Source organism: Cryobacterium sp. TMT2-10 (genome assembly GCF_004403075.1).
Taxonomy (GTDB): domain Bacteria; phylum Actinomycetota; class Actinomycetes; order Actinomycetales; family Microbacteriaceae; genus Cryobacterium; species Cryobacterium shii.
This window is the reverse complement of record NZ_SOGW01000077.1, coordinates 1-19,602: the sequence shown is the minus strand read 5'-3', so window position 1 is coordinate 19,602 and position 19,602 is coordinate 1. Positions and strand designations below refer to the sequence as shown.

General features: G+C 68.7%; 18 protein-coding genes and 1 pseudogene. 9 read left to right on the top strand and 10 right to left on the bottom strand.

Annotated features, from left to right (window positions below; all coding sequences use genetic code 11):
• Positions 1–28 precede the first annotated feature (28 nt).
• On the top strand, positions 29–1,261 hold the full coding sequence (locus tag E3T37_RS08855; RefSeq protein ID WP_241985531.1) for a D-alanyl-D-alanine carboxypeptidase family protein: 1,233 nt from the start codon (positions 29–31) through the stop codon (positions 1,259–1,261).
• A 52-nt stretch (positions 1,262–1,313) separates the two neighbouring features.
• Complete coding sequence (locus E3T37_RS08850) at positions 1,314–3,128, top strand: DEAD/DEAH box helicase (protein ID WP_134366433.1); 1,815 nt, start codon at positions 1,314–1,316, stop codon at positions 3,126–3,128.
• A gap of 65 nt (positions 3,129–3,193) precedes the next feature.
• Here the strand turns inward: E3T37_RS08850 and E3T37_RS08845 are convergent, their stop codons facing one another.
• A complete protein-coding gene (locus E3T37_RS08845; protein ID WP_134366432.1) occupies positions 3,194–4,420 on the bottom strand; it encodes a PLP-dependent aspartate aminotransferase family protein in 1,227 nt (408 codons plus the stop codon).
• Between the two features lie 106 nt (positions 4,421–4,526).
• Between E3T37_RS08845 and E3T37_RS08840 the strand changes: the two genes are divergently transcribed.
• On the top strand, positions 4,527–5,006 hold the full coding sequence (locus tag E3T37_RS08840) for an Lrp/AsnC family transcriptional regulator (protein ID WP_134366431.1): 480 nt from the start codon (positions 4,527–4,529) through the stop codon (positions 5,004–5,006).
• A gap of 146 nt (positions 5,007–5,152) precedes the next feature.
• Here the strand turns inward: E3T37_RS08840 and E3T37_RS08835 are convergent, their stop codons facing one another.
• The 3 genes from E3T37_RS08835 to E3T37_RS08825 form a co-directional block, all read right to left on the bottom strand.
• Positions 5,153–5,356 (bottom strand): cold-shock protein, encoded by a 204-nt coding sequence (locus E3T37_RS08835; protein WP_035840308.1) that lies wholly within the window; start codon positions 5,354–5,356, stop codon positions 5,153–5,155.
• A gap of 248 nt (positions 5,357–5,604) precedes the next feature.
• Positions 5,605–6,486, bottom strand: a complete 882-nt coding sequence (locus E3T37_RS08830; RefSeq protein WP_241975771.1) for a DUF3097 domain-containing protein — start codon at positions 6,484–6,486, stop codon at positions 5,605–5,607.
• A gap of 43 nt (positions 6,487–6,529) precedes the next feature.
• Positions 6,530–7,333: a slipin family protein gene (locus E3T37_RS08825; protein WP_134366430.1), complete on the bottom strand. Its 804-nt coding sequence runs from the start codon at positions 7,331–7,333 to the stop codon at positions 6,530–6,532.
• 130 nt (positions 7,334–7,463) lie between these two features.
• Here E3T37_RS08825 and E3T37_RS08820 point away from each other — a divergent pair, with 130 nt between their 5' ends.
• The 3 genes from E3T37_RS08820 (at position 7,464) to E3T37_RS08815 (ending at position 9,170) form a co-directional block, all read left to right on the top strand.
• On the top strand, positions 7,464–8,177 hold the full coding sequence (locus tag E3T37_RS08820) for an SOS response-associated peptidase (RefSeq protein ID WP_134366429.1): 714 nt from the start codon (positions 7,464–7,466) through the stop codon (positions 8,175–8,177).
• Between the two features lie 95 nt (positions 8,178–8,272).
• Entirely contained in the window at positions 8,273–8,437 is a 165-nt protein-coding gene (locus E3T37_RS16810; RefSeq protein WP_160141051.1) for a hypothetical protein, read from the top strand.
• A gap of 160 nt (positions 8,438–8,597) precedes the next feature.
• Positions 8,598–9,170 (top strand): SMP-30/gluconolactonase/LRE family protein, encoded by a 573-nt coding sequence (locus E3T37_RS08815; protein ID WP_338144981.1) that lies wholly within the window; start codon positions 8,598–8,600, stop codon positions 9,168–9,170.
• A 48-nt stretch (positions 9,171–9,218) separates the two neighbouring features.
• Here the strand turns inward: E3T37_RS08815 and E3T37_RS08810 are convergent, their stop codons facing one another.
• Complete coding sequence (locus tag E3T37_RS08810) at positions 9,219–9,866, bottom strand: DUF1345 domain-containing protein (protein ID WP_134366428.1); 648 nt, start codon at positions 9,864–9,866, stop codon at positions 9,219–9,221.
• Between the two features lie 159 nt (positions 9,867–10,025).
• Here E3T37_RS08810 and E3T37_RS08805 point away from each other — a divergent pair, with 159 nt between their 5' ends.
• Positions 10,026–10,964: a DnaJ domain-containing protein gene (locus E3T37_RS08805; RefSeq protein ID WP_134366427.1), complete on the top strand. Its 939-nt coding sequence runs from the start codon at positions 10,026–10,028 to the stop codon at positions 10,962–10,964.
• Between the two features lie 17 nt (positions 10,965–10,981).
• Here E3T37_RS08805 and E3T37_RS08800 read toward each other — a convergent pair whose 3' ends face one another.
• Both E3T37_RS08800 and E3T37_RS08795 read right to left on the bottom strand, forming a co-directional pair.
• Positions 10,982–11,857: a hypothetical protein gene (locus E3T37_RS08800; protein WP_134366426.1), complete on the bottom strand. Its 876-nt coding sequence runs from the start codon at positions 11,855–11,857 to the stop codon at positions 10,982–10,984.
• A 36-nt stretch (positions 11,858–11,893) separates the two neighbouring features.
• Positions 11,894–12,709 carry a DUF4097 family beta strand repeat-containing protein gene (locus E3T37_RS08795; RefSeq protein WP_134366425.1) on the bottom strand — a complete coding sequence of 272 codons (816 nt, stop codon included), beginning with the start codon at positions 12,707–12,709 and terminating at the stop codon, positions 11,894–11,896.
• Between the two features lie 92 nt (positions 12,710–12,801).
• Between E3T37_RS08795 and E3T37_RS08790 the strand changes: the two genes are divergently transcribed.
• Positions 12,802–13,164 (top strand): hypothetical protein, encoded by a 363-nt coding sequence (locus tag E3T37_RS08790; protein ID WP_134366424.1) that lies wholly within the window; start codon positions 12,802–12,804, stop codon positions 13,162–13,164.
• Positions 13,165–13,228: 64 nt separating this feature from the next.
• Here E3T37_RS08790 and E3T37_RS08785 read toward each other — a convergent pair whose 3' ends face one another.
• Positions 13,229–15,748, bottom strand: coding sequence for an FAD-dependent oxidoreductase (locus E3T37_RS08785; protein WP_134366423.1), 2,520 nt, complete (start codon positions 15,746–15,748; stop codon positions 13,229–13,231).
• Positions 15,749–15,943: 195 nt separating this feature from the next.
• Here E3T37_RS08785 and E3T37_RS08780 point away from each other — a divergent pair, with 195 nt between their 5' ends.
• Positions 15,944–18,169, top strand: coding sequence for an MMPL family transporter (locus tag E3T37_RS08780; protein WP_134366422.1), 2,226 nt, complete (start codon positions 15,944–15,946; stop codon positions 18,167–18,169).
• A gap of 6 nt (positions 18,170–18,175) precedes the next feature.
• On the opposite strand, the gene E3T37_RS08775 is transcribed toward E3T37_RS08780, so the two are convergent.
• Positions 18,176–19,342, bottom strand: a complete 1,167-nt coding sequence (locus E3T37_RS08775) for an XdhC family protein (RefSeq protein WP_134366421.1) — start codon at positions 19,340–19,342, stop codon at positions 18,176–18,178.
• Between the two features lie 36 nt (positions 19,343–19,378).
• Positions 19,379–19,602, bottom strand: a pseudogene (locus E3T37_RS08770) (carbon monoxide dehydrogenase); the annotation flags it as partial.

Sequence of the window (19,602 nt, the reverse complement as noted above, 5' to 3'; positions counted from 1 at the left end):
GCACAGGGGTCGTGGGTAGAATCGACGGATGACGATGACCCGAGGCCAAATCTACCGCCGTCGTCGTTTCGCCGTTGCGGGTGGTCTTGTGGTCCTTCTCTCCGGTGTCGGCTACCTCTCCGGCACGGGGCTGGCCCCGGCGCCGGCCGCGGCCGTCGAGGTGAGCAAGCCCGCGGAACTGACCCAGCCCGCCGCCGAGCTGGACTGGCCGGGCGTGGGCGCCGGGGCGATCGGCGCCGTCGGTTACCCCGACCTCCTCGGTTCCACCGGCGAGCAGGGCTCGGTGCCGATTGCGAGCATCACCAAGATGGTGACCTCCCTCGTCGTGCTCGAGAAGAAGCCCCTCACCACCAAGCAGGCCGGACCCGACATCAAATTCACCGACGACGACGTGGACATCTATTATCAGGTCGTCGCCGAGAACGGTTCGGTCGCCCCGGTGTCCGCCGGCATGGTGCTCAGCCAGCGCCAGGCGTTCGAGGCCATGCTCCTGCCCTCCGCGAACAACTACAGCATCTCCCTGGCCGTCTGGGCCTTCGGATCCGTCGACGCGTACCTGGCCGCCGCGGAAACCTGGCTCGCCGCGCACGGCCTGAACGACACCGTCGTGGCCGACACGAGCGGGTTGTCGCCGGGCAGCAAGAGCAGCCTCGCCGACCTGGTCAAGATCGGCAAGCTGGTGCTGGAGAACCCCGCTCTCGCCTCGATCGTCTCGATGAAAACCGCCGACCTGCCCGTCATCGGTACCGTCACCAACACCAACAAACTCCTCGGCAAGCACGGCGTCACGGGTCTCAAGACCGGGACGACGGATGAGGCGGGCGCCTGCCTGCTGTTCTCGGCCGAGTTCAAGGTCGGGGGGATGACCGTCACCCTGGTCGGCGTCATGCTCGGCGGGGACACCCACACCGAGCTGAACCAGTCGATTGCGGACCTGATCGACAGCGTCGAACCCGGTTTCCGGCAGGTCAAGCTGACGGACAAGGGCGCGGCCTACGCCGACTACGGCACTCAGTGGGGACAGGAGAGCCAGGCGGTCACGGACCGCGAGGCCTCCGCAATCGTCTGGTCGGACACCCCCATCACCGTCCGGCCGACGGCCGAGAAGCTCACCCTCGGCGACGCCGGCGACCCCGTCGGCACGGTCGACTTCGCCGTCGGCGCTGACACCGTCAGCGTCCCCCTGGTGCTCGACACCACGATCAGCGACCCGGGACCCGGCTGGCGTTTCACCCACCCGGGGGAGCTGGCCGCCGGCTGAGCGACGACCCGTGCGCGCGCAACGCGCGGCGCAACGGGTAAGTTCTTATGAAGTGAATACTCCACCTGCTTTCGGACCTGCCCAGGGGACGAGTGCAGCCGAACACCTCTCACCGTCCTTCCCGGAACGCGCCGCGTGGGGCACGGCGGGCAAGCTGCGCGCCTGGCAGGCCGAGGCCCTGGAAGCCTATTTCCTGCATCAGCCGCGCGATTTCCTCGCCGCGGCCACGCCCGGCGCCGGCAAGACGACCTTCGCCCTGCGGCTCGCCGCCGAGCTCAAGGCGCGCCGGTTGATCGACAGCATCACGGTGGTCGCACCCACCGAGCATCTCAAGCGCCAGTGGGCGGATGCCGCCGCGCGGGCGGGCATCCGGCTGGACCCGAACTTCAAGAACGCCAACGGCCGCTACGGCAACCACTACCACGGCATCGCCGTCACCTACGCCCAGGTGGCCAGTCGGGCCGCGCTGCACCGGCAACTCACGCAGTCCAGCCGCACCCTCGTGATCCTGGACGAGGTGCACCACGGCGGGGACGCCCTGAGCTGGGGCGACGCGATCCGGGAGGCGTTCGAACCGGCCACCCGCCGGCTCTCGCTGACCGGCACTCCGTTCCGCTCGGACACCTCGCCGATCCCGTTCGTGAGCTACCTGCCCGACGAGCACGGCATCCGTCTGTCCCAGAGCGACTACAACTACGGCTACGGCCGCGCCCTCGAAGACGGCGTCGTGCGCCCGGTCATGTTCATGGTCTACGCCGGGCACATGAAATGGCGCACCCGCGCAGGCGACGAGATGGAAGCGAAACTCGGCGAGGGCAACACCAAAGACATCACCTCCCAGGCCTGGCGCACCGCCCTGGAACCCACCGGCCAGTGGATCCCGGCGGTTCTGCGCGCCGCGGACTCGCGGCTGACCCAGGTGCGCCACGGCATCCCGGACGCCGGGGGACTGGTGATCGCGACCGACCAGACCATGGCACGCGCGTACGCGGCCATCCTGCAGGAGATCTCGGGGGAGTCGGTGACCGTCGTGCTCTCCGACGAGAAGGAGTCCAGCGACCGGATCGACGAGTTCTCGCACAGCACTTCGCGCTGGATGGTGGCGGTGCGGATGGTGTCCGAGGGCGTCGACGTGCCCCGTCTGGCCGTGGGCGTGTACGCGACCAGCGCATCCACCCCGCTGTTCTTCGCGCAGGCCATCGGCCGGTTCGTGCGCGCCCGCCGTCGAGGCGAGACGGCGTCGATCTTCCTGCCCAACGTGCCGAGCCTGCTCAGCCTGGCGAATGCGCTCGAGCTGGAGCGTGACCACGCCCTGGACCGCAGCAACCGGGATGACGGCGAAGACGGGATGTACAACCCCGAAGACGCCATGGTCGCCGACGCGAACAAGGCGGACAAGGCCTCCGACGACCTCGGCGAGGAATTCACCTGGCAGGCCATCGACTCCCAGGCCACCTTCGACATGGTCATGTTCAACGGGGACGAGTTCGGAGAGCTGGCCGAGCCGGGCACCGACGAGGAATTCGACTTCATCGGCATCCCGGGGCTGCTCGAACCCGAGCAGGTCTCCGAGTTGCTGCGCCAGCGACAGCACCGGCAGGCCAAGCGTTCCACGGACCGTCGCAAGGACCCGGTCACCGGCGAGATCGCACCGGAGGAGCCCCCGCCCCTGTACCGCACGCTGAAGGAACAGCGCACCCTGCTGGCGAGCCTGGTGGGCATGTGGTCGAAGCTGGCCCAGGAGCCGCACGGCATGGTGCACGCGGAACTCCGGCGCGAGTGCGGTGGTCCCGCCGTGGCGCAGGCCAGCGTGACGCAGTTGCAGAACCGGATCGACCTGCTCCGCCGCCGCCTCGGTCGCAGCTGAGCCCACTGTTCCCGTTCCGGTCGAGAGTGACCCGCGCAGCGGGCACTCTCGACCGGAACGGGAACTCAGGCGACGGCCTCCTGGGGCAGCGGGACCGCGCAGCCCCGGTCGACGGCGGCAGGCACGTCCAGTGCAGCCAGGATGTCGGCGAGCAGGTCGTCGGGGTGCTCCAGACCGATCGAGATGCGCACGATGCCCGCGCCCGGTCGCGCCCCGGCCTCGACCGGGCGGTGGGTCAGGGACGCCGGATGCTGCACCAGCGAATCCACCCCGCCGAGGGACACCGCGTGGGTGATCAGCCGGCAGGCTTCGGTGAAGCGGACGGCCGCGTCGAACCCGCCGGCGAAGTCGAGCGCGATGATCGACCCGGCACCCGTGCACTGGCGCCCGATCAGGTTCTGCGGGTCCTGCCCGGGCAGCCCGGGGTAGAGCACGCGGGCCAGGGCCGGATGGCCAACGAGGCCCTCGGCGACGGCTGCAGCGGTGGCCTGCTGGGCCCGCACGCGCACGGGAAGCGTGCGCAGGCCCCGGTGCAGCAGGTAGGCGGCGAACGGATGCAGGATGCCGCCGGTCAGCGCGCGCACCTGCCGCAGACGCACCAGCCAGTCCTCGGGGCCCGAAACCGTGCCGCCCATCACGTCCCCGTGGCCGCCGAGGAACTTGGTGGCACTGTGCAGCACCAGGGTCGCGCCCGCCTCCACCGGTCGCTGCAGCACCGGGGTGGCGAAGGTGTTGTCCACGAGCACGGGGACCCGGCCGGCGGCATCCGCCACGGCCCGGATATCGGTCAGGGCCAGGCTGGGGTTCGCGGGCGACTCGAGGATGACCAGCCCGGTGTCGGACCTGATTGCCGCCGCCACGCCGGCAGCGTCGACCCAGGTGACCGTCGTGCCGAGCAGACCGGTGGCCAGCACATGGTCCGTCCCGCCATAGATCGGACGCAGAGCCACGATGTGCGGCGTGCCGGCGGCGACGGATGCGATCAGCACGGCCGCCAGCGCGGCCATCCCGCTGGCGAAGGCGACGGTGCCCTCCGTACCCTCCAGGGCGGAGAGAGCGGTCTCGAACCGGGCCACGCCGGGCTGCCAGAGCCTCTGGTACACCGCGGAGTCCCCAGCACCGATGACGCCGCCGGTGGCCAGATTCTCGTAGGAGTCGCCGCCGCGCTCCACCCCGGCCAGGGGATTGGTTGTGGACAGGTCGATCACCGGCACATGGGAACCCGACTCGGTCACACCCTCCATCCCGGCGTGCACGGCGATGGTTTCCAGGTGCGGCGTCGTTGGCATCATGCTCAGACGAAAACAGATTCTGTCCTCGTCCGCAATAGGGCCTGCAGACCCTTCCGAAACCCGGCCGATCGTCGCATAAACTGCTCAGTGACGAAAGAGTGAGCCGATGGAACCGAAGAAAACCGAAATCGACCGCGTCGACCGCGCCCTGCTGCGTGCGCTGTCCATCAACGCCCGCGCCTCCGGGGCCGCACTGGCCGCCGAAATCGGGGTTGCGGAATCCACGGTGTCGCTGCGCCTGCGCCGGCTCCAGCAGCTCGGCCACATCCGCGGCTACCGCGCGATCATCGATCTCGCCGCGCTCGGGGCATCTCTGCAGGCGCTGATCTCGATCCGGCTGGTCAAGCATGCCCGCGGACAGATCGACGAGTTCCGGGATGCGGCACCGCACTGGCCCGGAGTGATCGGCCTGTTCCACACTGCGGGGGCCGACGACTATCTCCTGCACGTGGCCGCGGCGGATGCCTCCGGCCTGCGGGACTTCGTGCTCGAGCACCTCGCCGAGCACCCGGCGGTGGCGCACACCGAGACCAACCTGATCTTCGAGTACGTCGACGGTGACGGCTGGCAGGACCTGGTCAAGTAGGCGCCGGCTCCCTCGGCTGAGGAGGGTCCGGCTTAACGAGACAACGCCCCTGCCGAAGCAGGGGCGTTGTCGAAGCTCAGTAAGGCCGTGAAGCCTTAAGGCCGTGAAGCCTGAAGAGCAGTTGCGCTATTTAGCTTTGCAGCTATTTAGAGGGCGCGGATGTTCTCGGCCTGAGGACCCTTGGGGCCCTGGGTTACCTCGAACTCGACCTTCTGGTTCTCGTCGAGGGACTTGTAGCCGTTCGAGGCGATCGCGGAGTAGTGCGCGAACACGTCGGCGCTTCCGTCGTCGGGAGCGATGAAGCCGAAGCCCTTTTCAGCGTTGAACCATTTCACGGTACCTGTTGCCATTTTTGAAACTCCTCCAGGAGTGTTAGAAAGGCCCCGACTTTCGAGGCCGTTCGTCGCGGTATTCGTCGTCCGCTTCCGAAAGGAATACGCCGCACTGACCGAGGTCACTGCGTTTTAAGACGTGCAAGCACTACAACTACTGAGTTAACTCTAGCCCACATCGCTCGTTCCTGCCCGGATTGTCAGCTGATTCGGTTCCAAAGCGTTACGTTTCTTCACATATCCGCCAGAAAGTGAGGCACTCTGCACTATTCAACGGTCACGAAATCGATCAACTGTTCCACTCGGCCCAGGAATTGCGGTTCGAGGTCCGCGTACGACCTCACCCGTCCGAGAATCCGCTGCCAGGCCCGGGCGATGTCCGCCTGCTCCTCGTGCGGCCAGCCGAGGGCCTCGCAGATTCCGTGCTTCCACTCGATCGTGCGCGGAATCACCGGCCACGCCTCCCAGCCGAGGCGCTCCGGCTTCACGGCCTGCCAGACGTCGACGTACGGATGCCCGACCACGAGCACATTCCGGCCGTGCGGCCCGCTGGCCACGGCCTGGGCGATCCGGCTCTCCTTGGACCCCGCGACCAGATGGTCGACGAGCATCCCGACCCGCCGCCCGGGAGCGGGACGGAATTCCGCCAGGAGTTCCTCGAGGTTGTCGACGCCCTCGATGTACTCGACCACCACCCCCTCGATGCGCAGGTCGGCGCCCCAGACCTTTTCGACGAGTTCGGCGTCGTGCCGGCCCTCGACGAAGATGCGGCTGCCCCTGGCCACCCGTGCGGGCGCATCCGTCACCGCCACCGAGCCGGAGGCCGTGCGTGCGCGCCCCTGCGGCGTCCGCGGCTTGGGGGCGACGAGGACGACCGGCTGGCCGTCGAGCAGGAATCCGCCGCCGAGGGGGAACAAGCGCAGTTTTCCGTGGCGGTCCTCCAGGGTGACGATCTTCTTCTCGATCCGGATCACGGCGCCGCAGAAGCCGGTCGCCACCTCCTCGACCACGAGATCGGGCGTCGCTTCCTGAGTCGGAACAATCGTACGGCCGACCTCCCGCCACCCGGGTGAGAGCACATCCGCGCTGTACCGATCCGCTTCGTCCCGACCCTGCACGTTCCGACCCTGCATGTTCCGCCCGTTCATTCCGCCACCCTCGCTCCCGCGCCCCGCGGCGCCGGAATCGACGCTAGCGGATGCCCCGGGCGATCGCGTCCGCGGCCTTGGTCTCCCGGGCGAGGAAGTCGCCCAGCTCGCCGACGGTGCTCATCAGGGGAGCGGGGAACACGACAACGGTGTTCTTGTCCACGCCGATCTCGACCAGGCTCTGCAGGTTGCGCAACTGCAGTGCCAGCGGGTGGGCCATCATGATGTCGCTGGCTTCGCCCAGCGCGGCAGCGGCCAGCGACTCGCCTTGCGCGTTGATGATCTTGGCGCGCTTCTCCCGCTGGGCCTCCGCCTGCTTCGCCATGGCGCGCTTCATGCTGTCGGGCAGGAGGATGTCCTTGAGTTCCACCAGTGTGACCTCGACGCCCCAATCGAGGGTGCGCGCGTCCAGGATCTCCCGGATGTTGAGGTTGAGGACGTTCGTCTCGGCGAGCGTTTCATCGAGCGTGTGCTGACCTACCACCTTGCGCAGTGTGGTCTGGGCGATCTGGTCGATCGCCGCCTTCACGTCCTCGATCGCGACCACGGACCGCACCGGGTCGACGATCCGGTAGTACGCGACCGCGGACACGCCGACGCTGACGTTGTCCTGGGTGATGATGCCCTGGGACTGGATCGGCAGCGTCACGATCCGAAGGGCCACCCGGTGGAGCACGTCGACGAACGGAATGATGAAGGTCAGCCCGGGCAACCGGGTGCCGATCAACCGTCCGAAGGGCAGCACCACGCCCTGCTCGTACTGTTTGATCACCCGCATCGACATCAGTAGAACGAGCACACCGAGCAGAAGGAGGACCACCAGGACGATTGCCGCCGTCGTGTTCATCGGAACCCCTCCACCGGGTCGGGAATGGCCTTCCTCCATGTTCACCCGGCGGGGCGGATTTGGCCAGTGCTGGACAGTGCCGGGCCACGGGCAGGACGGTTCCGTCGCCGGTCGGTAGTAGCCTGTCGCTATGTGCGGTCGCCTCATCATCACGGATACGGCGTCCGATCTCGCCGCGATGTTCGACGTCGAACACGAGGGCGAGAACCTCCCGGAGCCGTCCTGGAACATCGCCCCCACCGAGCAGATCCCGATCGTGCTCGAGTCGGCGAAGTCCGGCGACGTCGTGCGCCGCCTCGAGGCGGCGCGCTGGTCGCTGGTTCCGTCATTCGCCACCGAGCTGGCCTCCGGCTTCCCGACGTTCAACGCCCGTTCCGAAACGGTCGGTGGGAAGGCGTCCTTCGCCGACTCGGTCGTCTCCCGCCGTGCACTCGTGCCGGCCACCGGCTACTACGAGTGGCGCACGGACGGCGCCGTCAAGACGCCCTACTTCATCCACTCGGATGACGGCCTCCCGCTGGCCCTGGCCGGACTCTATTCCTGGTGGCGCAACCCGGCCGTTTCCGACACCGACCCGTCCCGCTGGGTGCTGTCCGCCACGATCCTGACCCAGGCGGCCGGGGGTCCGCTGGCCGATCTCCACGACCGCATGCCCGTCATCCTCGCGGAGGAATGGTGGGACCAGTGGCTGGACCCGCACACTCCGGGAGACCAATCGTTCGTGGACGGGGCCGTCGCGGCGTCCCGCGACGCCGCAGACGCACTCCGGTTCCACGAGGTGGCCCCGATCAGGGGAAACGGGCCGGAACTGATCGAGCCGGCCGGCGACCGCCCGGGCGCGTAACCGGGGCCGCGGCCCGGTTTCCACCCCGCGAACCGGTACGCTCGAACCATCGGCCCGGCGAACCTGCGTGGGCACCGTTCGAAAGGGCCCCCACCATGAACGTCATCTACTTCATCATCTCGATGGCCGTCTTCACCTTCGGCCTCTGGCTCTTCGGGTTCGCCTTCGAGGCGCCCACGCTCCAGGCCCCGCTCTTCATCGGCGGCGTGCTGGTCGTCTCCCTCGCCGTGGCGATCCCGGTCCAGATCCTCCGCGACTAGCGATTCCCGGCAGCGGACGTGCTCGCCGAGCAGAGAACGGACCCGGTCGCCTTCCACGCCGAAGGGCCGGTCTGGTCTGAGTCCTGGGGTGGCCTGCGCTGGGTGTTCATGTTCGCCGGGGACGTGCTCTCCCTCGTCGGAGACACGATTCATCGCCGCCATGTCGGTGGGATGGTGGCGGCGCTGCGACCCGGACGGGCGCGTCTACTGCGGGTCCATGGCCTACGACCAGCGGCCCGGAGCCGGGATCCTGCACCGCCTCGACCCCGACGGCACCGTGACCCCGGTCCTGTCGAACCTGAGCATTCCCAACGGGCTGGACTGGAGCCCGGACGGGTCCCTGGCCTATTTCAATGACACCCCCACCGGCCGGGTCTCGGTCCTCGACTACAGCCGCGAGTCCGGGCTCACGGGGTTGCGCACCTTCGTCGAGATTCCGCCGGGCGCCGGTTATCCGGACGGCCTCACAGTGGACAGCGAGGGTGCCGTCTGGGTGGCTCTCTACGGCGGATCCGCCGTGCACCGCTACAGCCCGGCCGGCCGGCTGGACGAGATCGTCGAGGTGGCCGCGCAGAACGTGACCGCCTGCACGTTCGGCGGGCCGCACCTGGACCGGCTCTTTATTACCACGTCCCGGGAAAACCTTCACCCCGGACAGGACCCGCTGGCCGGATCGCTTTTCGCCGCCGACGTCGGCGTGGCCGGGCTGCCGGTTCGGGAGTTCTTCGGCTGAATCCGGGAGGCCTCCGGTTCTCGTGCTGCCCAGCCCAGCGGGCCGTCCTCAGCGCAGCAGGCCGGCCACCAGATTGATCAGGGTGGCCAGGATGAATGAGCCGAACACATACGAGAGAAGGCCGTGACGGAGCGCCGTCATCCGGATGCGGTGGTCCTGAATGCTCGTATCCGACACCTGGAACGTCATCCCGAGGGTGAAGCCCAGGTAGGCGAAGTCACCGTAGTTCGGCGGGGCCGGCTGGTTGAAGTCCACCCCGCCGTCGGGGCCCGCATAGTAGAGCGAGGCGTAACGCAGGGTGAAGAGGGTGTGCACCAGCACCCAGGACAGGCCCACGCTCAGCACGGCCGCCGCCGCCAGGACGCCCCGTTGCGTGCCCGTGGTGGCGTGGGTTTGGACCATCAGGAAGACCAGGGCGCCCAGACTGCCGAGGCTGCTCAGCAGGATCAGGATGTCCGCCACGCCGCGCGAGGGGTCCTCCCTGGTCGCGTGGCTGGCCGTCAGGTTGCTGTCCATCGGGCCGATCGTCGCCCACACCCAGGTGACGTAGGTCACGCAGGCGGCTGCCCAGCCGACGATGGGCGCCATCACCCCTTCGCTGGTGAAGCCCATCCCGGTGGCGGCGAGCACCCCGACGCAGAACATCGCCACCAGTCGGGTGCTCGAGCGGTGGATCCTGCGATCGTGCGTCGTCATACGCTGATCGTCGCACGGAATCGTCACCACGTTCGGCGGGCGCACCCGGCGCGCCCGGCGATATGCCAGCCAGGATCGGTAGTCTGGACGAACGATCGGCCGACTGCACCACACGGCCACACCCTGTCGACCGCACCAACGCTGAAAGAGACCGCGAGGATGTCAGAGAGCCCGGCCGCGGCGTCACCCTACGAGGTGCTGGGCGTCAGCCCCACCGCGAGCGACGACGAGTTGCGGCGCGCCTATCGCGGGCTCCTGCGCCGCACGCATCCGGATGTCGGGGGAGACGCCGCTGCGTTCCACCGGGGCCAGGTGGCCTGGGAACGCGTGGGGACCCCGGACGCCCGGGCGGCCTACGACCGGATGCGCTACCCCGATTCCGGGGCCGAGCCGGAGAGCACGGTGTACGCGTCTTCCGCTGCTCCGCGGGGTCAGGCCACCCGCACCGGGCTGCGCGCCCGGATGTACGGCCACCCCGGCGGCCTCGCTCGACAGCGTTACCTGGATCTGCTCCGCGAGTGGGCCGGACGCGGCACCTCCATCGACGATCCCTACGCCCCGGCCCTGATCCGCTCGGCGCCGCGGGAGATCCGCCACTTCCTCGCCAAGGCGCTGGCCGAGGAGTCCACGGCGCAGCTCGTTTCCGCCCTCGGTATCGGCTTCACTGCCTGGCATGACGTGGCCGCGGGATCGTCCGGAGCCAAGGTGGACCACGTCGTGCTCGGTCCGGCGGGGCTGTTCGCTGTCCTGTCCGAGGACTGGGGCGGCCCGGTGCAGCTGCGCCGCGGGGAGCTCGTCGGCGACGCCCTCGGACCGGGCGACACTCCGATTCAGGACTTCGAGGCGGCCGCACGCGCTCTATCCAAGCAGCTGCGGGTCAAGTTCACCGCCCTCGTGGTCGCGCTGCCCGACGACGCACTGGCGGACCCGCTCATCGTGCCGGGGCGCGGGCGCCGCCCGACCGTGGTCACCGTGCCGAGGTCCCGCCTGATCGGCCTGCTGCGGGAAGGCCTGCCCGGCATGGAACGCGGCAGTTTCGAGAAGGTCTTCGAGCTGCGGAGCCGCCTGCAGGACGGTATCCGCTTCAGCGTGGACTAGCCCGTTCGGAGCAGCGCTCAGCGCAGCCCGAGCCGGTCCACCCAGGAGCCGAGGAACTGTGCTCCGGCCGCGTCGTGGACGAGGTCACCCTCCACGATCACCGGGTAGGGCCGCTCGAGGATGCCGTCCGCGGGCCGCACGTCCACATGGGAGACGTCGTAGCCGGCGGCGTGCAGGTGATCGGCCATCAGGTAGTCGCTGCGGGAATCCCCGACCGAGCGCCAGACCCGGGGGAGCGGGCCGGAAACCGAGAAGAAGTCCAGTGCCCGCCTGGCGCCGTGGTCCTTGTCGAGGGTGACGGACTCGATGTCCGTCGAGATGATCGTCGGGTCGATCCGGAATGGCACGGCACCGTGCGCGTCCGGGTGGACCCGTCCGCCGAAACGGATGCCCAGCCCCAGCCCGGTGAGCAGGGTGAACGCGGCCTCGTTGAAGTCCGCGGCCGCGACCTGGTAGGCGGCGTGGTCGGCATCCGTGCGCTGTTCGACCGAAACCATGGCCTGCTTGGTCTCGTCGAAGAACATGGTGTCGCTGAATCGGTCGGCGACGAGAGCGCGGATGCCCTCGACCGCCGGGGTGGGCAGCGCAACGCTGTCGTCGACGACGACCTCACCGATGCCGGCGGCGGTGATGGGGAACCAGACGGCGCCCTTCTCGCAGACGCCGTACATGCGCATGGTCTCGGGCAGGCCGGCGGCGCGGAGCGGCAAAACCACCTCATCCCGAATGAAGGCGACCGAACGGCCGGTGATGAACGCGATCGGCACGTTGGCGCGGGCCAGGAGGATCAGGTCCGTGATGATGCTCGGGGTGGCGACGGTGCGGGTGACCGGGCTGGCGATGGGCCCGTCCACGTCGAGGAGCAGGCCGAGGGGGGAGGGGGCGTCAGACATGGTCCCAGTCTTTCACGACCGGTCAGTCGCGGCCGGTCAACGCCGACTGATCGTCACGTTCCCGTTGGTGGTGGACGCCGTGATGGTGCGCCGTGACGAGGGATCGGTGGGCACCGAACCGCTCTCGATCGTGCCGTTGGTCGTGTGCGCGTCGACGGCGTAGGTCGTGTCGTCACCCGGAACACGTACCGTGACCGTGCCGTTCGTGCTCCGGGCCACGACCGCGGACGGCGGTGCGGCGAAGTCCAGTTCGACTTTCCCGTTGGTCGTGGTGGCGTTCACACGGCGCGAGGCGGACTCCAGCACCCGGATCGCGCCATTGGTCGTGATCAACTCGACGTCGCCGCGGGTCCCGGTCATCTGGATCCCGCCGTTCGTGGTGACGAGTTTCTGCGAGCCGGTCAGCCCGGAGGCCGAAAGCCCGCCGTTCTGGGAGGTCACGGTGAGTGGCAGTGAAGCCGGCATCGTCACCTTCAGCTGCAGGGAGCAGTAACCGAACCACTGCCTCGGGCAGCCCCCGGTGATGGTCGTGACATCATCGGACGTCGTCACGGACAGCGTGGGCGTCGCACCGAAGTAGGTTCCGCGGGCGTCCACGTGCACCTGGCCGTCCGTGCTGGGTCGGAGGTCGATCGACGCGTTCGGCACGTCGGCGAGCACCCGGGCCCCCGCCTCCACGTTCCGGGCGCTCTCGAACGACCCGCCCACGGTGCCGCGGAGCAGGGTAGCGACCAGGATCACGCCCAGCACCGTCGCAACGGCGATCAGGGACAACCCGATGATGAGCGCTGTTCGGCTGGCCGTCGACATTCGCTGGCTCTCGTGCGTCGGCCGAGTCGGTGTGGTGGTCATCTCACCCTCCCAGGTTTGCGCCGGACCCCTTGCGCCTGAGGATACCCGGCCCGGGGGACACGGACACCGGCCAGCGCCTATTCTTAATCGACATGATTACGAGACGAATGGCTGCCCTGCGCCTTGACATCCCGCTCGAGATGGCACACCGCCACGAACTCCCGGCGCGGATGTCCGAGGCTGAACTTGCCGAGATCGAGCGCAACCCTCCCGCCTGGCTGGTGCAGTCGCGGGCCAACCGCACCGGCAAGAAACCGGTCTGGGTGGAACTCCGGTGCGCTGTCTGTGGGTACACCGAGGCCGCACGCCCGAAAAAGTGGTGGCCCGAGTTCACATACCTCACCTGCGACTTTCATGGCTCCGATGAGCTCCCGGATGCGGCGGCCGGGCTCAGCCGCACGGAGGTCGACGGCATCGGCAGCCGCTTCATCGGGATCGTGGACGAGGCTCCCTGAACCCCCATTCCACGGGGCTGACGGTGAGGAGACCGGGCGGGCCCCTCACCGTCACGTACCCGGGCTAGATGAACAGCGTCGTGGTCGAGTCTGAGGCTTCACCGAGGAATGTCGCCACGCCGCCGAGCTCCACGCCCTCCATCAGGTCCGACGGGGCGATGCCCAGTAGGTCCATCGTCATGGTGCAGGCGATGAGGCGGGCCCCACCGGCCTGGGCCGATGAGATCATGTCCGGCAGGGAGGCGACCGAGTTGTCCTTCATGACCTTCTTGATCAGAGCGGCGCCGGCGCCGAGCATGTTCATCTGCGAGAGGGGCATGCTGCCGGCGCCGGCAGGCATCATCGTGGCGAACATCTTGTCCATCAGTTTGCGGTCGCGCTTGGGCGCGTCCGGACGTCGCAACGAGTTCAGGCCCCAGAACGTGAAGAACATCGACACCTCGTCGCCCATGGCGATCGCACCGTTGGCGATGATGAAGGCGGCCAGGACCTTGTCGAGGTCGCCGGAGAACACCACGAATGAGGTCTTTCCGGGCTTCTTCTCCGCCGGAACACCCACGTTCTGGGCGGTCGCGACGACCGCTCCGCCCTTCCGCATCGTGGCGACGTAGCCTGGTCCCTCTGGTTCGATCGCCAGCAGCTGGTGGCCGTTTCGTTTGGCCCAGGCCGGGGCATCGTTGGCGAAGCCCGGGTCGGAGACGTGTACGACGATCTCGTCTCCCGGGGTCAGCGACCGAATGTTCTCGGAGAGTTTCATGATCGGGCCGGGGCAGGCCAGGCCGGAGCAATCCAGATCCACGCGCACGCCCGTGCCCTGGGCCAGGGCCGCGGTCGCCACCGCTGCGGCGACGATGTCGACCGACTCGGCATACGAGGTCATCGGCAGGGGTGGTTCGTCGCTTTCAGGCTTCACCTCGTGCCAGGACCGGAAGGTGTCCGAGCCGCCGGAGAGGGTCGCGACATCCGTGAAGCCCCGCTGCACGAGTGCCCGGTAGCCGAGGTAGCTGCGGAACCCGACCGCGCAGTACAGGCGCAGGGGAGTCGACCGATCCCAGTTCTCGCAGGCCTCCCGGACGGTGCCGAGCGGTACGTTCTCGGCCCCGGGCAGGTGCCAGATCGAGAACTCCTCGGGCGTGCGCACGTCGATCAGGCGCGCGCCTGACGTCGCTGCCGGGTAGTCCTGGGCGTACCAGAGCGAGAGGTCACCGCGCAGAACGTTGCTGGCGACGAACCCGGCCATGTTCACCGGGTCTTTCGCCGAGCCGAACGGCGGGGCGTAGGCGAGCTCGAGCTCCTCGAGGTCGTAGACGGTCAGGCCGGCGCGGAGCGCCGTGGCGAGCACGTCGAGGCGTTTGTCGACACCGTCGAAGCCAGCGGCCTGAGCGCCGAGAATGCGCCCGGTCTCCGGGGCGAAGAGCACCTTGAGCTGCATCATGGCGGTTCCGGGGTAGTAGCCGGCGTGACCCGACGGATGCACGTGCACGGCCCGGTAGGGCAGGTCGGCGGCGAGGAGCTGCCGCTCGGTGGCGCCGGTACCGCCGGCCACCATGTCGAAGACCTTCACGATCGAGGTGCCCTGGGTGGACTTGTATTCGGTCGTGCGCCCGCAGATGTTCTCCGCGGCGACGCGAGCCTCGCGGTTGGCCGGGCCGGCCAGGGGGGCCAGCCACTGCCCGGGCAGCACGGTGTGCGGAGTCTCCACGGAGTCGCCGGCCGCCCAGATGTGCGGGTCGGAGGTCTGCATGTGGGTGTCGACGGTGATTCCGCCGCGCGGACCGATGTCCAGCCCGGCCGCTGTCGCGAGGGCGGTGTTCGGCCGCACCCCGGCCGAGAGGATGACAAGGTCGGCTTCGAGGACGCTGCCGTCGGTCAGTTCCACGTTCAGCCCCCCGCCTGTGCGGGCGGTGAAAGCGGCGGCGGCGGTGGACAGGTGCAGGGTGATGCCCCGGCTGCGGATGTGGTGTTCCACCGGAACCGACATCTCGTGGTCGAGCGGGGGCAAAATCTGGTCGCTCATCTCGACGACGTCGACGACGGCGCCGCGGTGCTTGAGGTTCTCGGCCATCTCCAGCCCGATGTACCCGGCGCCGATCACAACGGTGCGAACCGGGCCGCGGGCGCCCAGCTTGGTCTGGACGAGGGCGGAATCGAGCTGAGCTTTAATGGAATCCATGTCGCCGATCCGGCGCAGAACGTGCACGCCGGCCAGGTCGATGCCGGGCAGGGGAGGCCGCAACGGCTCGGCGCCAGGGCATAACGCGAGGGCGTCGTAGCTTTCGACGTATTCGCGTCCGCTGTCGACCTCGCGGATGGTCACGGTTTGTGAGGTGCGGTCGATCCCCGTGACCTCATGGCCCACGCGCACGTCGATGTCGAGGGATTCGCGCAGGCTCTCCGGCGTCTGTAAGAGGAGGCGGCTGCGATCGGTGATCACCTCGCCGACGTGGTAGGGCAGACCACAATTGGCGAACGAGACGTGGTGGCCCCGTTCGAGAACCACGATTTCGGCGAACTCGTCCAGACGACGGGCGCGCGCGGCCACGGAGGCGCCGGCTGCGACTCCACCAACGACGACGATTTTCATGAGGTGCCTTTCGGTTGGCCAGGAGAGCGTTCAGGCCAACCCGGAAGATACCCCCAAGGGTATGTGGGGCTGAGTTCTGACTTTACACCCTGGCCTCCGGGTCTTCGGTATCGAAAGACGGGGGGCCGGGCCGCCGGGAGGCGAGCGAGGGAGTATTTTGGCGGTAGCCGCCCACTGACAGGAGGACTAGCGACCATGCTTCGCGCTCTCGGTGTCTTCGTAGCCCGCCATCGACTGAGCGCACTGCTGGCGTGGGTGATCCTGATCGGGGCCTGCGTGGCGACCGCGCTGTTCGGGGTCACCGGGGAGAGCCTGTTCCAGCGACTCTCCAGTGCCGGGCCGTCCGTCGCGGGCGAGGCCAGTCAGGCCGCGGACCTGTTGCAGGACCCCGCGGCCGACGAAACGGAGTCCCTGTCGCTGCTCATCCACGGCGTCGACCTGTCCGCTCCCGAACTGGTCTGGATCCTCTCCTCGGCCACCCTGGACCTGAACGAGATCGACGGTGTCACCTCGGTGGTGAACCCGCTGACCATCCCGCCGCTTCCCGATGGGCAGCCGAACCCCGCCGCGGCACCGCTGCTGGCTCCCGACGGCACCGGTCTGCTGTTGAACGTGGAAATGACGACGACCGACGGGGACCCCAGCGATCGGGTGCTCACCGACGTCGAGCGCCGCCTGGGCACAGCGGCCGACGAGGTTCGGCAGGTCGAACCGGACGCGGTTGCGGAGGTCGGCGGCACCCCGTTGCTGATGGATTCGCTCGTGGCCGTGGCGGAAGCAGACCTGCAGAAGGGCGAGCTGATCGCGTTGCCGATCGCCCTGATCGTCATGCTCATCATTTTCGGCGGGTTCCTGGCCGCGGGCATCCCGCTGATCGGCGCCCTCGCCTCCATCGCCGGCGCCCTCGGCGCCCTCTTCGTGTTCAGCCACCTGATGGAGATCGACACCACGGTCCTCAACGTCATCACCGTGATCGGCCTGGGCCTGTCCATCGACTACGGGCTGCTGATCGTCAGCCGATTCCGGGAGGAGTTCCGGCTCCTCGTCGCGCGGGTCGGCGAGCAAACCCGCACGGAGCGGCACGAGCTGATGCTGCAGGCCGTCGGTGTCACGGTCGACACGGCCGGCCGCACCGTGCTCTATTCCGGCCTGACCTTCGCCATCGCCACGGTCGGCCTGCTCGTTTTCGAGCCGACCATCATCCGTGCGATCTCCATCGGCGCGGTCTCGGTGGTGTTGATCGCGATCCTGACGGCCCTCGTGCTCGTGCCGGCGCTGCTCGGCTTCTTCGGCGAGCGGCTGCTGATGCCGGGCGTGCTGACGCGCATTCCAGGCCTGGGCACGCTCCTGACCCGCTTCGGCGACGTCGCACCACCGGAGGGCGTCTTCTCCCGGCTCACCCGTCTGGTGCAGCGTGCACCCGCGCTCGTGGCCCTGGGCGGCATCGCCGTGCTGCTCCTGCTGGGCAGCCCGGTCCTGAACATGAACGTGTCCAGCGGCGGCGCGGACGCGATCCCGAAGGCTTCGACGCAGTACGAGTTCGTCACGGCGCTGAACGACCACTTCCCGCTGGCGAGCGCGCCGCTGGTGCAATTGGTGGCGGCCACCGACGAAGCCTCCGCCGCGGCCTGGACGGAGGAGGTTGCCGCCCTGCCGCACGTCACCGGGACCACGCCCCCGGCCCAGGTGAACGGGTACTGGGTGTCCCGCGTCGGCGTCGACCAGAACGAGGGGCCCGGTGTCGTCCGCGAAATCAGGGCCGATCGGCCCGCGTTCGACAACTGGGCCGGCGGAACGGATGCGGTGTCAGTCGACTACACCGATTCGCTCCTCCGCGGGGCTCCCTGGGCGGCCCTGATCATCGGCGGCGCCACGTTTGTGCTCCTGTTCCTGATGACCGGATCCGTGGTCATTCCGCTTACCGCGCTCGTGGTGAGCGTGATCTCCCTGGGGGCATCCGTCGGCATCCTGGTCTGGGGCTTTCAGGAGGGCAATCTGGCCGGGCTGCTCAACTTCGACGCCGCGACCATAGCCGGCGTCGACCCCCTGGTGCTCACCCTGGTGCTGACTTTCGGGTTCGGCCTGGCGATGGACTACGAGATGTTCCTGCTCGCCCGGATCAAGGAGCACCACGAGCAGGGGGAGAGCACCCGCCGTTCCATCGAGACGGGTCTGCAGAGCTCGGGTCGGATCATTTCCTCGGCGGCTCTCATCATCGTGATCGTCTTCGCCGGCTTCGCCACCGGAGACCTGCTGCAGATGAAGCAGATCGGAATCGCCCTGGCCGTGGCCGTGCTCCTGGACGCCACCCTGGTGCGCACGATCGTGGTTCCGGCCGTGATGACCTCCCTCGAACGGAGCCTCTGGTGGGCGCCGAAATGGATGCACCCGATCCACGCGCGGTTCGGAATGCGCGAATAGCGCAGGCTATTCCGGCGCCGCCGGGGCTGCCAGGGGCGGGACCGATTCGTCCTGGTCGTCGTGATGGATGCGGTCGACCAGACCGCTGAGCGGCTCACCGCTGCCACCCCACTGCAGGGCAATGATCTCGGCTGCGATCGACACGGCCGTCTCCTCCGGTGTCCGTGAGCCCAGATCCAGCCCGATCGGGCTGTGCAGCCGGTCCAGTTCCGCCTCGTCCAGGCCGGCGTCGCGCAGCCGGGCCAGGCGGTCCTCGTGGGTGCGCCGCGAGCCCATCGCACCGATATAGGCGAACTGCTCGCTTCGCAAGGCCACCTCCAGGAGAGGCACATCGAATTTCGGGTCGTGGGTGAGCACACACAGCACCGTGCGGTTGTCGACGAGGCCGGCGGCCAGCTGCTCGGCGAGGTAGCGGTGCGGCCAACCGACGATCACCTCGTCGGCGTCGGGGAATCGCGCCGCCGTGGCGAACACGGCGCGGGCGTCGCACACGGTGACGCGATAGCCGAGGAAAGCGGCCAGGCGGGCCAGTGCCGCCGCGAAGTCGATCGCGCCGAAGACCATCATTCGCGGGCGGGGGGCGTAACTGTTGAAGAAGACCCGCATTCCTTCGCCGCGCCGCTCGCCATCGGGGCCGTAGGTGAGCGTGCTGTTCCGGCCGGCGGCGAGCAGCCCTTGGGCGTCATCGCTGATGGCGCGGTTGGCATGCTCCGAGCCCACGTCGCCGTCGAAGCCGTGCGGGCGCACGATCAGGTGCCGGCCCAGCCAGGTGGCGTCGGGGTGTTCGATGACGGTCGCGACTCCCACCGGCAGGGAGCCGGCAATGTCGTGCTGCACCGCGGCCAGTTCCGGGAAGCTCTCCCGGTTGACGCGTTCGACGAAGACATCGAGGATGCCGCCGCAGGTGAGGCCGACTGAGAACGCGTCATCGTCGCTGATCCCGTACCGCACCAGAACGGGCCGGCCGTCCTCGATGACCTGGGAACCGAGTTCGTAGACGGCGCCTTCGACGCACCCGCCGGACAGCGAGCCGACGACGGTGCCGTCCTCGGAGACCAGCATCGACGCTCCCGCCGGTCTCGGCGCGGACTTGAACGTGCGGACGACGGTGGCGAGCGCGGCGGCGCCGCCGGTGTGCCAGCCCGCGACCAGGGGATCCAGGACCTCACGCATTGCGGTGGAACCTTTCCGGTGTGCTCACCCGACGGCCTAGCGCCCGCCGGCGCGGCGGCCGATGCGGTAGGAGATGTACGCGACCGCGGCGAGCAGGCCGAGCAGCCTGGGCAGGCTGCTGAGCTGGTCGGTCAGGATGCCTTTGGCGAGAGTGAGGGCATTCAGGCTGGTCTCGGCGGGGGCGACCGCGGGCCGGGCCGGCGGCGGTGGAACGGTCGCCGGTGCGGCTGCCAGGGGCGTCGCCGCGGGGGGCGCGGCGG

What these genes read in the sequence shown, in the direction of transcription:
- E3T37_RS08855 (WP_241985531.1), top strand. Translation starts at nt 29, where the DNA reads ATGACGATGACCCGAGGCCAAATCTACCGCCGTCGTCGTTTCGCCGTT.
- E3T37_RS08845 (WP_134366432.1), bottom strand. Translation starts at nt 4,420, where the DNA reads ATGATGCCAACGACGCCGCACCTGGAAACCATCGCCGTGCACGCCGGG.
- E3T37_RS08840 (WP_134366431.1), top strand. Translation starts at nt 4,527, where the DNA reads ATGGAACCGAAGAAAACCGAAATCGACCGCGTCGACCGCGCCCTGCTG.
- E3T37_RS08835 (WP_035840308.1), bottom strand. Translation starts at nt 5,356, where the DNA reads ATGGCAACAGGTACCGTGAAATGGTTCAACGCTGAAAAGGGCTTCGGC.
- E3T37_RS08830 (WP_241975771.1), bottom strand. Translation starts at nt 6,486, where the DNA reads ATGAACGGGCGGAACATGCAGGGTCGGAACGTGCAGGGTCGGGACGAA.
- E3T37_RS08825 (WP_134366430.1), bottom strand. Translation starts at nt 7,333, where the DNA reads ATGAACACGACGGCGGCAATCGTCCTGGTGGTCCTCCTTCTGCTCGGT.
- E3T37_RS08820 (WP_134366429.1), top strand. Translation starts at nt 7,464, where the DNA reads ATGTGCGGTCGCCTCATCATCACGGATACGGCGTCCGATCTCGCCGCG.
- E3T37_RS16810 (WP_160141051.1), top strand. Translation starts at nt 8,273, where the DNA reads ATGAACGTCATCTACTTCATCATCTCGATGGCCGTCTTCACCTTCGGC.
- E3T37_RS08815 (WP_338144981.1), top strand. Translation starts at nt 8,598, where the DNA reads ATGTCGGTGGGATGGTGGCGGCGCTGCGACCCGGACGGGCGCGTCTAC.
- E3T37_RS08810 (WP_134366428.1), bottom strand. Translation starts at nt 9,866, where the DNA reads ATGACGACGCACGATCGCAGGATCCACCGCTCGAGCACCCGACTGGTG.
- E3T37_RS08805 (WP_134366427.1), top strand. Translation starts at nt 10,026, where the DNA reads ATGTCAGAGAGCCCGGCCGCGGCGTCACCCTACGAGGTGCTGGGCGTC.
- E3T37_RS08800 (WP_134366426.1), bottom strand. Translation starts at nt 11,857, where the DNA reads ATGTCTGACGCCCCCTCCCCCCTCGGCCTGCTCCTCGACGTGGACGGG.
- E3T37_RS08795 (WP_134366425.1), bottom strand. Translation starts at nt 12,709, where the DNA reads ATGACCACCACACCGACTCGGCCGACGCACGAGAGCCAGCGAATGTCG.
- E3T37_RS08790 (WP_134366424.1), top strand. Translation starts at nt 12,802, where the DNA reads ATGATTACGAGACGAATGGCTGCCCTGCGCCTTGACATCCCGCTCGAG.
- E3T37_RS08785 (WP_134366423.1), bottom strand. Translation starts at nt 15,748, where the DNA reads ATGAAAATCGTCGTCGTTGGTGGAGTCGCAGCCGGCGCCTCCGTGGCC.
- E3T37_RS08780 (WP_134366422.1), top strand. Translation starts at nt 15,944, where the DNA reads ATGCTTCGCGCTCTCGGTGTCTTCGTAGCCCGCCATCGACTGAGCGCA.
- E3T37_RS08775 (WP_134366421.1), bottom strand. Translation starts at nt 19,342, where the DNA reads ATGCGTGAGGTCCTGGATCCCCTGGTCGCGGGCTGGCACACCGGCGGC.